This window comes from Actinomadura mexicana (assembly GCF_900188105.1).
GTDB lineage: Bacteria > Actinomycetota > Actinomycetes > Streptosporangiales > Streptosporangiaceae > Spirillospora > Spirillospora mexicana.
Genome location: NZ_FZNP01000002.1, coordinates 342,290 through 355,746 on the forward strand (window position 1 = coordinate 342,290; position 13,457 = coordinate 355,746).

The 13,457-nt window shown below is 73.4% G+C and carries 11 protein-coding genes and 1 pseudogene; 5 read left to right on the forward strand and 7 right to left on the reverse strand.

Annotated elements, in window-relative coordinates; all coding sequences use genetic code 11:
- Positions 1–18: 18 nt before the first annotated feature.
- Entirely contained in the window at positions 19–792 is a 774-nt protein-coding gene (locus CHC11_RS05955; protein ID WP_089310574.1) for an enoyl-CoA hydratase/isomerase family protein, read from the reverse strand.
- A 541-nt stretch (positions 793–1,333) separates the two neighbouring features.
- Between CHC11_RS05955 and rho the strand changes: the two are divergent.
- A pseudogene (rho, locus tag CHC11_RS05960) lies at positions 1,334–2,522 on the forward strand (transcription termination factor Rho); the annotation flags it as partial.
- A gap of 24 nt (positions 2,523–2,546) precedes the next feature.
- On the opposite strand, the gene CHC11_RS05965 reads toward rho, so the two are convergent.
- Complete coding sequence (locus CHC11_RS05965; protein WP_089310576.1) at positions 2,547–4,193, reverse strand: serine/threonine-protein kinase; 1,647 nt, start codon at positions 4,191–4,193, stop codon at positions 2,547–2,549.
- Positions 4,194–4,321: 128 nt separating this feature from the next.
- Positions 4,322–5,896, reverse strand: a complete 1,575-nt coding sequence (locus tag CHC11_RS05970; RefSeq protein ID WP_089310577.1) for an acyl-CoA synthetase — start codon at positions 5,894–5,896, stop codon at positions 4,322–4,324.
- Positions 5,897–6,114: 218 nt separating this feature from the next.
- On the opposite strand from CHC11_RS05970, the gene sigE reads away from it, so the two are divergent.
- Both sigE and CHC11_RS05980 read left to right on the forward strand, forming a co-directional pair.
- Positions 6,115–6,663, forward strand: coding sequence for an RNA polymerase sigma factor SigE (gene sigE, locus CHC11_RS05975; protein ID WP_089310578.1), 549 nt, complete (start codon positions 6,115–6,117; stop codon positions 6,661–6,663).
- 25 nt (positions 6,664–6,688) lie between these two features.
- Positions 6,689–7,519, forward strand: coding sequence for an alpha/beta fold hydrolase (locus CHC11_RS05980; RefSeq protein ID WP_245918790.1), 831 nt, complete (start codon positions 6,689–6,691; stop codon positions 7,517–7,519).
- Here the strand turns inward: CHC11_RS05980 and CHC11_RS05985 are convergent.
- Entirely contained in the window at positions 7,516–8,445 is a 930-nt protein-coding gene (locus tag CHC11_RS05985; protein WP_089310580.1) for a dienelactone hydrolase family protein, read from the reverse strand. The genes CHC11_RS05980 and CHC11_RS05985 overlap by 4 nt on opposite strands.
- A 97-nt stretch (positions 8,446–8,542) precedes the next feature.
- Between CHC11_RS05985 and CHC11_RS05990 the strand changes: the two genes are divergently transcribed.
- Positions 8,543–9,514, forward strand: coding sequence for a GlxA family transcriptional regulator (locus tag CHC11_RS05990; protein WP_089310581.1), 972 nt, complete (start codon positions 8,543–8,545; stop codon positions 9,512–9,514).
- A gap of 81 nt (positions 9,515–9,595) precedes the next feature.
- Here the strand turns inward: CHC11_RS05990 and CHC11_RS05995 are convergent, their stop codons facing one another.
- Entirely contained in the window at positions 9,596–10,330 is a 735-nt protein-coding gene (locus tag CHC11_RS05995; protein WP_143226944.1) for a choice-of-anchor P family protein, read from the reverse strand.
- Positions 10,331–10,415: 85 nt separating this feature from the next.
- Positions 10,416–11,210, reverse strand: a complete 795-nt coding sequence (locus CHC11_RS06000; protein ID WP_179278705.1) for a L,D-transpeptidase — start codon at positions 11,208–11,210, stop codon at positions 10,416–10,418.
- 271 nt (positions 11,211–11,481) lie between these two features.
- Between CHC11_RS06000 and CHC11_RS06005 the strand changes: the two genes are divergently transcribed.
- Positions 11,482–12,030: a YceI family protein gene (locus CHC11_RS06005; protein WP_089310584.1), complete on the forward strand. Its 549-nt coding sequence runs from the start codon at positions 11,482–11,484 to the stop codon at positions 12,028–12,030.
- A gap of 50 nt (positions 12,031–12,080) precedes the next feature.
- On the opposite strand, the gene CHC11_RS06010 is transcribed toward CHC11_RS06005, so the two are convergent.
- A complete protein-coding gene (locus CHC11_RS06010) occupies positions 12,081–13,424 on the reverse strand; it encodes a sensor histidine kinase (protein WP_089310585.1) in 1,344 nt (447 codons plus the stop codon).
- Between the last annotated feature and the right edge of the window lie 33 nt (positions 13,425–13,457).

Here is a 13,457-nt window from a genome sequence, read left to right on the forward strand (position 1 = left end):
GCTCTCACCGCGGGGCTTTCACCGCAGGCGGGACTTCCAGGGGAACTCGGGCGCGCGGCGTTCGAGGAACGCGGCGATGCCCTCCGAGACCTCCCCGCTGGCGGCGACCTCCGCGAGCCACCGCTGCGTCTTCTCCCCGACAGGGCCCGCGGCGACGATGGCGTCCACGATGTCCTTGGTCGCCTGCTGGGTGAGCAGGGAACGGGACGCGAGGGTCTCGGTGAACGCGGCGACGCGGTCGTGCAGGGCGCCCTCGGGGACGACCTCGTCCAGCAGCCCGATGCGCAGCGCGTGCGCGGCGTCGACCAGGTCGGCGGAGTAGAGCAGGTACTTCGCCGCCGACGGCCCCACCAGCCGGACGAGCCGCGCCGTCGCGGCGGCCGGGTAGACCAGGCCGAGCCTGGCCGGCGTGATCCCGAAACGCGCGTCCCCCGCCGCGAACCGCAGGTCGCAGGCGGCCGCGAGCTGGCAGCCGCCGCCCACGCAGTACCCCTCGATCGCGGCGAGCGTCGGCTTGCCGAACGCGGCGAGCGCCCGCTCGGCGACCGTCGACAGGTGCGAGTCGTCGTCGCGGTGGATGTCGTCCAGCTCGGAGATGTCGGCGCCCGCGCAGAAGTTCCCTCCCGCCCCCGTCAGCACCACGACCCGGACGTCCGGATCGGCGGCGAACCCGTCCAGGATGCCGGGCAGCGCCCGCCACATGTCCGCCGACATGGCGTTCCGCTTGGCCGGCCGGTCGATCGTGACCGTCCCGACGCCCCCGGCCGCCTCGAACCGCAGCCCCTCGCCCATCGTCCTCCCTCGCCCCGCGCAGCGCGGCTCATCGTATGCGCCCGCCGCCCGGTGCCCCGCCGCCGGATGGCCGCCGGAACCCGGGGGCCGGTCCGGTAGTCATAACCATCGTGAGCACGGAACACCGGGGACGCGGGTCGGGGGACGCCGCGGCGCCGGACGGACGCAGGGGGACAACCGCGTGAAAGTCGTCACCGAGCTTGGGGAATGCGAAAGCGCCCTCGATTGCTGTACTGTCGAGACAACGTCCTTGGACTATCACGACTCGCGTCGAGGACGTCTCTTCCCCGCCCGGGCCATCTGAGCGCCCGGTGAGTTTCGGTCCGGCACGCACACGGCGTGCGGGGCCACCGCACAAGGGAGCCGACGTCAGCCCGGTGGACCGAGCTGCATCCTTCGCATTCCTCTCGCGTACGCGCCGCGGGTTCCGCCGCCGTACGCGGACTTCGACTCCGGGCGGCGCCGCCCGCCGCGCGCCCGCCTGAGAAGGGACCCGTATGTCCGCCCCCACACTCGAATCAGAACCCGCGGCAGGCCGCAAGGCCCCCGCACGCGGCGCGCACGCCGTGTCCGCGCAGAGCGCCCGCAAGGACGGGCGGCAGCAGCGGCGCCCGGCCGAGGACGCGCCGACCGTCCCCTTCCACGGCCTCCTCTCCCTCCAGGACAAGCACGCGTTCGTCCGCACGTCCGGCTACCTCGCCGGCCCGGAGGACGTGCACGTCTCCCTCGCCCAGGTCAAGGCGCACCACCTGCGTCCCGGCGACGTGGTCGCCGGCTTCGCCAAGGCGCCCAAGCAGGGCCGGGGCGACTCCCCCTCCCTCGCCCGCGTCGAGACGGTGAACGGCCTCCCGGTGGCGGAGGCGGCGAACCGGCCCGAGTTCGGCGCGCTGACCCCGCTGTTCCCCGACGAGCGGCTGCGCCTGGACACCGGCCCGCTCGCGACCCGCGTCATCGACCTGGTCGCGCCGATCGGCAAGGGGCAGCGCGGGCTCGTCGTGTCGCCGCCGAAGGTCGGCAAGACGATGGTGCTGCAGGCCCTCGCGAACGCCATCGCGGAGAACAACCCCGAAGTGCACCTGATGGTCCTGCTCATCGACGAGCGGCCCGAGGAGGTCACCGACCTGCAGCGGACCGTGCGCGGCGAGGTGATCCACTCGACCTTCGACCGTCCCGCACGCGACCACACCGCGCTCGCCGAGCTCGCCGTCGAGCGGGCCAAGCGCCTCGTCGAGCAGGGCCACGACGTCGTGATGCTGCTCGACTCGATCACCCGGCTCGGCCGCGCCTACAACCTCGCGGCGCCCTCCAGCAGCCGCATCCTCGCCGGCGGCGTAGCGACGACCGCGATCTACCCGCCGAAGAAGTTCTTCGGCGCCGCCCGCAACATCGAGAACGGCGGCTCGCTCACCATCCTCGCCACCGCGCTGGTGGAGACGGGGTCCCGCATGGACGACGTCTTCTTCGAGGAGTACAAGGGCACCGGCAACATGGAGCTGAAGCTCGACCGGAGCCTCGCCGACCGCCGCGTCTTCCCCGCCGTCGACATCGAGGCGTCCGGGACGCGCCGCGACGAGCTGCTCATGTCCCCCGAGGAGCTCGCCCTCTCCTGGCGCCTGCGCCGCGCCCTCCAGGGCCTGGACAAGCAGGCGGCCGTCGAGCAGCTCCTGGAGAAGATGAAGGGCACCTCCTCCAACGCCGAGTTCCTCCTGCGCCTCCAGCAGACGACCTGACCGCCCCCGCGATCCGGCCGGGGCTCAGCCGCCGTTCTCCGGCCTGAACGACTTGAGGATCCTGTCGTAGAGGCGCTGGCCCGGCGTCCACTCCGGGTCCGGCGCGTGGAAGCAGAACTCGTATCCGGCCGCGCGACCGCACAGCACGTGCCGGACGGCGTCGTGCACACCGTCCCGCCAGGTGAACTCCCATTCGGCGGCGCCGTCGACGACCTCGGGCACCGGTTCCAGCCGCAGCCGCTGGTAGCCGGGATAGCGGTGCTCCACCACGGCGCCGCGCTCCTCGGCGCGCAGCCCGGTCAGCGGGTCGCCGGGGACCGGGGCGATGCGCAGCCCCCGTCCGGTGCCGGCGTCCTTCCAGGTCATCACGCTGCCGCGCCGCTCCGCCTGCCAGCCCGCGGGCACCCGCACCGAGTAGGCGCCCGCCTCGTGGTACTTCGCCGTCTTCACCGACACGCCCGCCGCCGGACGCAGCGCGACCGCGTCGCCCTTGCCGATCGCCGTCCACCGGGCCGTCCAGGTGCCCGCCCCGGCCGCGAGCGCCGCGAGCAGCGCCACGCTGGCGACCGTCCCCGGCCGCAGCCGCCGCGACGGCAGCACCGGGACGCGCCACCCCGCCTGCCGCGAACCGCACGGCGGCATGCCGGACCGGTCGCCGGGCGGCCTGCCGCCGCGCAGCGTCCACGGGACCCGCGGCCCGCGCGGGACCGGCGCCCTCGGCGCGTCCCGCGACACCCAGGCGCCGCTGAGCGCCCACGGAACGCGGCGCCGCAGGACGGTGCGGTGCGCGGAGAAACGGCGGGGATGCGGCACCGGCGCGCGGGTGAACCCCGGTTCGGGGACCGTTCCGATAACCCTTTGCAGCATTTCCGCGGTCGCCTCGGCCGTCAATCTGTCCTCCGGCCGCTGCCGCAGCAGCCCTTCGATGACCGCACCGAGCGGCCCGGCCCGTACAGGGCGCGCATAGTCGCCCAGAAGAACCGCCACCATCGACGCGAGGGCGTGGCAACGCAGGAAAGGTGAGAAACCCTCGACCGCCGTGTAGAGCGTCGCGCCGAGCGACCAGAGGTCGGACGCCTCCACGCTCGGCAGGCCGTCCACCCGTTCCGGCGGGAGGTAGGCGGGAGAGCCCTCGATCCCGGCGAGCAGGGTGTCGGCCGGCTGCGGGCCCTTGCCGGTGTGGACGGCCAGCCCGAAGTCGCTGAGCAGGACCCGCCCGTCGTCGCACAGCAGGACGTTGCTGGGCTTGACGTCGCGGTGCAGGATGCCCGCCGCGTGCGACGCGCGGAGCACCGACAGGACCGCCGCGCCGATCTCCGCCGTCCGGCGCACGCCGAGCGGGCCGGCCTCCGTGACCAGCCTGTGCAGGGAGCACGACTCCAGGAACTCCATGACGATCCAGGGGCGGCCGTCCTCGATGATGAGGTCGTGCACCGCGACGACGCCTGGATGGCGCAGGGCGGCGGTGGCGCGGGCCTCGGAGAACAGGCGCCTGCACATCACCCTGCGCTCGCTCTCGGTGATGCGCGGGGGGAGGTGGACCTCCTTGACCGCGACGTCCCGGTCGAGCATCTCGTCGTACGCCCGCCAGACGGTGCCCATGCCGCCTCTGCCGACCACAGAGAGCAGGCGATACCGGCGCGCGAGCGGTATCAGCCGATCCCCACTCATGGGGCGGTTATTCGCCGGAACGCGCCCAAGGCACGCTCCCTCGGCATCAATTGATTCTTGACTGGCAGCCGCTGAGGAAAAAGTGCCTGAGCGTGGTATAACCCGCACACGGCGGCTTCACCAGGACCCTAGGCGAGCACGCTCCTGGCCCACTTGTAATCGGACTTCCCGACGGCGGTTCGCTGCACCTCGTCGACCAGAGTCATCTGCCGCGGGAGCTTGTAGCCGGCGAGACGTTCGCGGCAGTACTCGGTCAGATCGTCAAGGGTCACCGTCGCGCCGGCGCGCGGGGCGACGACGGCGGCGACGCGCTGCCCGAACCGCTCGTCCGGCAGGCCCACGACGACCGCGTCCTCCACGGCGGGGTGGTCCTTGAGCGCGACCTCGACCTCCTCCGGGTACACCTTCTCGCCGCCCGTGTTGATCACCAGGGAGCCGCGGCCGAGCAGGGTGATCGTCCCGTCCTCCTCCAGGCTCGCGAAGTCCCCGGGGACCGACCAGCGCGTCCCGTCTGCGGCGGTGAAGAACGTCGACGCCGTCTTCGCGGGATCGTTGTAGTAGCCGAGCGGGATGTGGCCGCTTCGGGCCAGCCTGCCGATCTCGCCGGGCCGGACGACGTTCAGGTCGTCGTCGAGGACGGTGATGCCGGGCTTCATCATGAACCGGGCCGTCCCCTCCTTGCCGCCGACGGACGGGCCGCACGCGCCGGTCTCCGACGCGCCGTAGTTGTCGAGGAACATGATGTTCGGCAGGTGCTCCCGCAGGGCGGCCTTCGCCCCCTCGGTCAGCGGCGCGCCGCCGGACGCGATCGCCATCAGCGAGGACGTGTCGTGGTCGCCGGAGGCGAGCGCCTTCGCGACCGGGCGCGCCATCACGTCGCCGACCAGCATCATCACGTTCGCCTGCTCCTCGGCGAGCAGCCGCAGGGCCTTGTCCGCGTCGAAGGCGTGGTCGGTGTAGAGGACGACCTTGGCGCCGCTGAACAACCCCATGAACGCTACCCACTGGCCCGCGCCGTGCATGACGGGCGCGCAGTCGAGCACGGCCATCGCGGGCTGGTCGGCGTTGGCGGCCAGCTCATCGGGGCTGCCGATGGGGTCGCCGAGGACGTTCCCGCCGCCGAGCGCGCCGAAGAAGATGTCCTCGCAGCGCCACTCGACGCCCTTCGGATAGCCCGTCGTGCCGCCGGTGTACATGATGTAGCGGTCGTCGCTGGAGCGTTCGGGGAAGTCGTCGTCCGGGGCGGCGCCCGCGAGCGCCTTCTCGTACTCGACCGCACCGGGGATCTCGGCCGCGGAGCCGTCCTCCAGCACGACGACGTGCCGCAGCGCCGGCAGTTCGCCGCGGATCTCCTGCACCCTCGCCAGCAGCGAACGCTCCCCGACCAGCGCCACCGAGTCGGAGTCGGCCAGGACATGGCGCAGCTCGGCGGCGACGTAGCGGAAGTTCACCGGGATCGGCACCGCTCGTATCTTGAACGCGCCGAGCATCGCCTCGATCCACTCGGCCCGGTTGTAGGCGAGGATCGCCACGTGCTCGCCCGGCCGCACCCCGGCCTCCGCGAGATGGTGCCCGACCCTGCTCGCCCGCTCGCTGAGCTGCCGGTACGTCCGCCGCTCCCCGCCGGCCACCAGGGCGGGGCGGTCCGGCCCCGCCGCGGCCAGGATCTCCAGCAGGTCGGCCAGGTTGTAGCTTCGCGCCATGCCACGTCCTCGCGTGTCGGGGTGGGGACTGTCCCCGATCCTCCCTGCGGACCGGCGCCGACTCAATCCTTGTCGACATTCGGTCCAATGAGATGAGTCACATCTCACGTGCCTGATCCGGCCACGCTCAAGGTTCTTACACGGCTCTTATCTGGGTACCGGCATGCTTGGCCGTAACGATTGAGCATCAGACGGGGGTAGTGGTGAGCGCAGCTGCGATGGCGTGGACCCCGCCGACGTGGGAAGAGATCGTCAGCGAGCACTCGACCCGGGTGTTCCGGCTGGCCTACCGGCTGACGGGCAACCGCCACGACGCCGAGGACCTGACCCAGGACGTCTTCATCCGGGTCTTCCGCTCCCTGTCCTCCTACAGTCCCGGCACCTTCGAGGGCTGGCTGCACCGGATCACGACGAACCTGTTCCTCGACCGCGCCCGCCGCAAGCAGCGCATCCGGTTCGACTCCCTCGCCGACGACGCCGCCGAGCGTCTGCAGGGCCGCGAGCCGGGCCCCGCGCAGACCTACGACGAGCGGCACCTCGACCACGACATCCAGAAGGCGCTGGACGGCCTCGCCCCCGAGTACCGCGCCGCCGTCGTCCTGTGCGACATCGAGGGCCTGTCGTACGAGGAGATCGCCGCGTCGCTGAACGTCAAGCTCGGCACCGTCCGCTCCCGCATCCACCGGGGCCGCGCGCAGCTGCGCACCGCCCTGGAGCACCGCCGCCCCGCCGCGTGCGCGGTGACGAGCATCACTAGTGACCGCTGAGTAACTTCCGGCCTAACCTTCGCCCGTGGACACAGCGCGGGTGAACATCGCTTTCGAGCGCCGCGGCGAGGGGCCGCCCCTCGTCCTGCTGCACGGCATCGGCCACCGCCGCCAGGGGTGGGCCCCGGTCATGGACCTGCTCGCCGCCGAACGCGAGGTCTTCGCGGTCGACCTGCCCGGCTTCGGCGACTCCCCGCCGCTGCCCGACGGCGCCCCCTACACGCTGGACGCGGCCGTCTCCGTCCTCGCGGACGCCTTCGCCGCCCTGGGCCTGGACCGTCCGCACATCGCGGGCAACTCCCTCGGCGGCCTGTTCGCCCTCGAAGCCGCCGACCGCGGCCTCGCCAGCTCGGCGACCGCCCTGTCCCCGGCCGGCTTCTTCAACAACCTGGAGTTCCGGTACGGCATGTCGGTGCTGCGCGCGTCGCGGCTCGGCGCCCGCGTCCCCGAGACGTTCCTCACCCGGCTGGCCCGCTCCCCGCGCCGCCGCACGCTCATGTTCGGCATGATCTACGGGCGTCCCGACCTGATGGACATCGAGACCCTCACGGGCGACGCCCGCGCCATGCGCGACGCCCCGGGCTTCGAGCCCACCCTCCGCGCGGGCCGCACCACCCGGTTCCTCGGCTCCTGCGCCGACGTCCCCGTGACCATCGCCTGGGGCACGAAGGACCGCCTGCTCCTGCGCAGCCAGGCCATCCGCGCCCAGCGCCGCCTTCCCGGCGCCCGCTTCGTCTGGCTGGAGGGCTGCGGCCACGTCCCCATGGCCGACGACCCGGCCCTCGTGGCGAAGGTCCTGCTGGAGGGCAGCGCGCACCCGCTGCGCGCCACCCGCCCCGAGGCCGCCGCGTCCTAGGCGTTCTGGGATGCCAGGCGCTCGGCCAGGTAGGCGAGGATCTCGTCCCTGGCCTGGAGCGTGGGGTGCCCGTCCTCGTCCACGAGGTGCGCGGTGACGACGCTGTGGGGGCTCGCGACCACGTCGCGGAAGAACGGCGGCGGGTCGGTGTTCGCGGCGCCGCCGGAGAGCACGCGACCGTCGAAGGCGTCCCCGAGCAGGGCCTGGTAGGCGGCGAACCGCTGACCGGTGCACCACCGGTCGTTGTCGAAGCGGTAGGCGAGGACGGTCAGGCCGTCGCGCGCGACGCGCTCTTTCACCGCGCGGGCGTCGTCGTCACCGAGTTCCAGGCCGGCGGGGTCGTCCAGCGGCAGTGACGGGTGGTTGACGACCGGCGCTATGACGGCCGGTTCGAGCGCCATGGTGAGGGCGAAGTTCCCGGTGAAGCAGAGCCCGATCGCGCCGACCCCCGGCCCGCCGCACTCGGCATGGGCCTGGCGTGCGAGCCCCCGCAGCCATGCCGTGACGGGACTGGTGCCGCCCCCGGCGAACGCGCGGAACTCGGCGCTCACGCACACCCGGCGGAAGACCCGCTCACCGTCCTCGGCCGTGGGGTAGGCGCCGTCGCGGCCGAAGAGCGAGGGAACGTGGACGGTGAAGCCCGCGTCCCGCACCCACCGCGCCAGCCGCAGGACGTCCGGACTGATGCCGGGCATCTCGGGCATCACCACGACGGCCGGGCCGGTGCCCGCGACGTACACCGCCTTCACCACCCCGTCCACGTCCACAAGCCGCCGGGAGAAATCCGCGATCGGATCGTCAAGGTGCCCGCCGCCTGGGGCCACCACACCGCCCGTGCCCTCGTCGGTGCCGGGGGTGTTCTCGGTGTTCGGGGTGTTCTCAGTGTTCGTGGCGTTCTCAGTGTTCGTGGCGTTCTCTGTGCTCATGGAGACAGCGTGGCCGGGCGAAGGCCCGCGGCGGGAGGGGCCGGATCGCCGTGTATGGGGGTAATCTCGCCACCAGTGGACGACGGGAGGCGGGCGCGTGGGCGCGTTGCGGGTGGGGGTGCTGGCCTATCCGGGCTGCTTCGCGTCGGAGGTGTTCGGCGTGCCCGACCTGCTGACGATGGCCGGGCATGTCGCCGGTCCGGATCGCGCCGGCTACGAGGTGTCGGTGGTGTCGCCGCGCCGCCGCGTCGTCGCCTCCGGAGGCGTGGCGCTGGCCGTCTCCCCGCTCCGGGAGGTCGACGTCCTCGTCGTGCCGGGGTTCGAACTCCATCCGGGACTCGACGTGGACGCGAAGCTCGCCGGGCTCGCCCCGGAGATCGCGGCCGTCCGGTCGCACGCCGCCGCGGGAGGCGCGGTGGTCTCGATCTGCGTCGGCGCGTTCCTGCTCGCCGCGGCCGGGCTCCTCGACCGGCGCCGGGCGACGACGGCGTGGCTGTTCGCGGACGAGCTGGCCCGGCGCTGCCCGTCCTGCGACGTCCGGCCCGACCTCCTGGTCGTCACCGACGCGGGCGTGACCACCACGGCGGCGTTCAGCGCCATGTACGACTTCGCCCTGGAGCTGGTGCGCCGGCACAGCGGCGCCGGCGTGGCGCGGGCGACCGCGCGGATGGCGCTCGTGGACGACGCGCGCTCGTCCCAGGCCCCCTACGTCGACGCCCGGCTCCTCCCGCAGCCCGGGCACGAGTTCTCCCGCCGGGTCATGCGGCACCTGGACCAGAGCCTCACCGCCCGGTACGACCTCGCCGCGCTGGCCGACGCGTTCAACGTCAGTACCCGGACGCTGCTGCGGCGCTTCGCGCAGGAGACGGGCCAGAGCCCGCTGGAGTACCTCCAGTCGGCCCGCGTCAGGCGGGCCCGCCATCTTCTGGAGACCACGGACCGGACGGTCGCCGCCATCGCCGCCGCGGTCGGGTACCAGGACCCCGGGACGTTCGCCGCCCTCTTCGCCAAGCACACCGGGCGGCGCCCGAAGGACTACCGCGTGACCTTCCGGCGTCCCGTCCGCTGACGGCCCGCGCCGGACGACCCGCACGGCAAAGGCCGGGGTCCGCGCGACGGCTGCGCGGACCCCGGCCTCATGCGGGCGGGCTCAGCCGGTGACCGGGAGGTCGCCGGGGACCGGGGTCGGGGCCGGGGCCTCGCCGGGCGGGGCCGAGGGCGACGAGGGCTTGCCCGGCTGGGACGGCTGGGACGGCTGACCGGGCTGACCGGGCTCGCCGGGCTGGCCGCCGCTCCTGCCGCAGCCGGCGGACGCGATGCTGATCGTCTGCGTCTTGCCCGCCAGGGTCGCCGACACCTCGATGGCTGTGACCGTGAGGTTCCCGTCGTGGCCGCGGACCTGCTTGTTCAGCGTGACCGTGACGGCGCCGAGGCCCTTCAGGTCGGTGGTGACGGTGGTGTTGGGCGTCGCACCGAGCTTCAGCGCCCGGGTGCCCAGCGTCGCGCCCACCACGTGGGAGACGCCGGTGCCGTTCTCGCACTTGGCGGAGACCGCGTGCGCGGACAGGCCGAGCTTGGCCACCCGCAGGTCGGCGACGGACGCGCGGCCGTGCCCGGCCCAGGCGGAGCCGTTCAGCAGCCGCGCCTCGACGAGCGGGTTGGCGGGCAGCTCCGCCACGCTCTTGCTGGTGGGCCGCTGCGCCGCGGACGCCACCGAGGAGGTCGGCGGGACGACGACGGAGCCGGTGGCGGCTATGGCGACCGCCGAGCCGGCGCCGCCCGGAGTGGCGGACGGGGCGGCGGAGGCGGGGGCGGCGGACAGGGCGAACGGCAGGGCCAGCGCGCCGGCGACGGCCGCGCACTTGGTGAGTGCCTGCAAACGCACGGTTCTCTCCTTAGGGGTTCGTGATCATGGGGTCGGGGGTGGGGTTCGGCGGCCCGGCCGTACGGCCGGGTGGATCGTGGGAGCGTCAGTCCGTGATCTGGACGGACGTACCGAGCGGGACCTTCGCGAGCTGCTTCAGCGCGTCGGCGGGCACCCGCACGCAGCCGTGCGTGACGGCCTTGCCGAACACCGACTTGGTCGGCCAGCCGTGGAACGCGACCGTCCCGGGGCCGCCGCCGAAGGTGTCGAGGGTGGCCGAGTGCGCGCCGACGGGCAGGACCAGCGGGCTGTAGGTCGGCTTCTCGGGGGCGAGAGAGGCGAGCAGGAACGTCCGTCCGGTGGGCGTCGGCGTCTTGGGCGCGCCGACCGCCACGGACCACGCGCCCATCTGGCGGCCGTTCCGGAGCAGGGTCAGCTTCTTGTCGCCGAGGTCCACCTCGACGGTGCTGGAGCTGCGCGCGGACTTCAGGCCGGAGTCGGGGATCCAGCCGGTCACGCCGTTCGGGCGGCTCGGCAGGAGCACCCGCCGCCAGCCGGGGCGGCTCTCCACGACGGGTACCCAGGTGGGGCCCTTGAGCTGGGTGCTCGGAAGCTCGGCCACGGCGGGCGCGCCCGGTTTCGCCGACACCGGGACCGTGTCGTTCGGGTGCACCACGGTCCCGTCGCTCCGGGCGGACGGGGCCTCGTCCCGCGGCAGGTCGTCCAGCGTCGTGTACGTGGTGGCCTCGGGCAGCTTCTCCAGGCCGCCGGCGGGGGACGCGCCGGCGGACGCCCCCTTGTGCCCTCCCCCGCATCCGGTCACGATCAGGGCCGTCACCAGCAGGGCCGGTGCAGCCGTCCGGGCCGTCCGCCAGGCGGCGCGCGGTGGTTCGTCGCTCACGAAGACTCCAAGTGTTACCGCCGGAGAGGGGCTCCGGCTCACCTCTGTGCCCGCTCTCTACGCACGAGGGCACGGGGAGGTTGCACGGTGTGCGGAAGGAGTTGCGATCCGTGCTCCGCCGCCTTGCCCGGCACCGCCGTCTCGGCACCCGCCGCCGCCGTCTCCGGCCGGTGCGGCTTGCCGGGAACAAGCCGGGATTGACATCTGTTTGAACCCTCAACTAACCTTCGACCAGTTCGTTGAAGATTCAAGCATTGTGACAGGAGACCCCATGAGCATCGCCGCCGTCGCCCCCGAGCTGACCGCCGGAACCTGGAACATCGACCCCGCCCACTCCGAGGTCACCTTCGTGATCCGGCACCTGATGTCCAAGGTGCGCGGCACGTTCACCGACTTCACCGGATCCGTACGGATCGCCGAGGAGCTGGCGGAGTCCACCGCCACCGCGGAGATCCAGGTCGCCTCGATCGACACCCGCCACGCCGACCGGGACGCCCACGTGCGGACCTCGGACGTCCTCGACGTGGAGAACCACCCGACCATGACGTTCACGACCAAGGGCGTCCGCGCGCAGGACGGCGAGTACCTCCTGGACGGCGAGCTGACGATCAAGGACGTCACCCGTCCGATCACCCTCACGGTCGAGTACAACGGCGTCGGCGAGGACCCCTGGGGCGGCACCCGCGCCGGCTTCTCCGCCACGACCACGATCAACCGCAAGGACTGGGGCATCGAGTTCAACGTGCCGCTGAAGGGCGACAAGGCCCTGCTCGGCGACAAGGTCGACATCCAGCTGGAGATCCAGGCCGTCCGCGCCTGAGCGTCCGGCCACTGCCGGAAAGGGCCGCCCGTCCCGGGCGGCCCTTTCCGCTATTCCAGGGGCAGGCGCAGGGCGAAGCGGGCGCCGGACGGGTGGTCCTCGACCCGCAGCGTCCCGCCGTGCGCCCGGGCGATCTCGCGGGCGATCGCGAGGCCGAGGCCGGCGCCGCCGGCGTCGCGGCTGCGCGCGGCGTCCAGGCGGGTGAAGCGCTCGAAGACGCGTTCCCGGTCGGCGGGCGCGATGCCGATGCCGTCGTCGGTGACGACGAGCAGCGCCCGGCCGCCCTGCCGGCCCACCTCCACCCCCACCCGCGACTCGGCGTAGCGCCCGGCGTTGTCGAGCAGGTTGCCCAGCAGCCGGACGAGCTGCATCCGCACCCCGCGCACCACGACGCCGCGGGACAGCTCGGTGACGATCTTCAGCTCGGACGAGCGGCGGTGGACCTCGGCGGCGGCGAGCGCGGCCAGGTCGATCGGCTCCTGCGCCGCGCTCCCCCCGGTGCCGATGCGGGCGAGCAGCAGCAGGTCGGTGACGATCGACTCCAGCCGGTCGGTGTCGCGCAGCGCCGAGGCGATGACGCCCCGCAGGTCGTTGTCCTCCGGGTGCATGGAGGCGTCCTCCAGGTTGGCCCGGAGCCCGGCGATCGGGGTGCGCAGCTCGTGCGAGGCGTCGGAGGCGAACTGCCGCTGCCGCGCGACGGCCCGCTCCAGCCGGTCCAGCGTCTCGTTGGCGGTGCGGGCGAGCTGCGCGATCTCGTCCTGGCCCGGCGGCTGCGGCACCCGGCGGCTGAGGTCGGTGGCGCTGATCTCCGCGAGCTGGACGCGGATCGCCTCGACGGGGTCGAGCGTGCGCCCGACGACGCGCCAGGTGATCCCCGCGGCGACGGCGGCCAGCAGCAGCACGCCCGAGCCGAGCACCCCCTCCAGCAGGCCGTCCACCAGGTAGGTCGGCTGCCGCGCGGCCGCGTACACGACGACGGAGTCGCGCGCGGTGCTGACCCGGATGGCCTCGGCCACGAAGCACTCGCGGCCCGGCCATCGGCCGCGGCACTCGGTGAAGTCCTGGACCCGCATGTTGCTCGGCGGCCAGAGTCTGCTCACCGGTGGTCTGTCCGTTGCGGCGGGTGTGGCGTTCGTCACCCGACCGCCGGGCTCGACGACCTGGATGAGGACCCGGCCGCGGGAGTCGTCGCGGATCGCGCCCTCCAGCGTCCCGTCGCGGACGCCGCCGCTGACGCGCCGGGCGTCCACCTGCGTCCGGCGGAGCAGTTCGGCCTTGACGGCGCTGCGCACGGCGACGTCCACGCCGATCGCGCTGACGCCGAACGCCAGTGCGGCGAGCACGGCGGCGACGAGCGTGTCCCTGGCCCGGATGGACCGGGGGCGCATGCGCATGGGCCCTCCACGAGGACGTACCGGTCTCCGGGC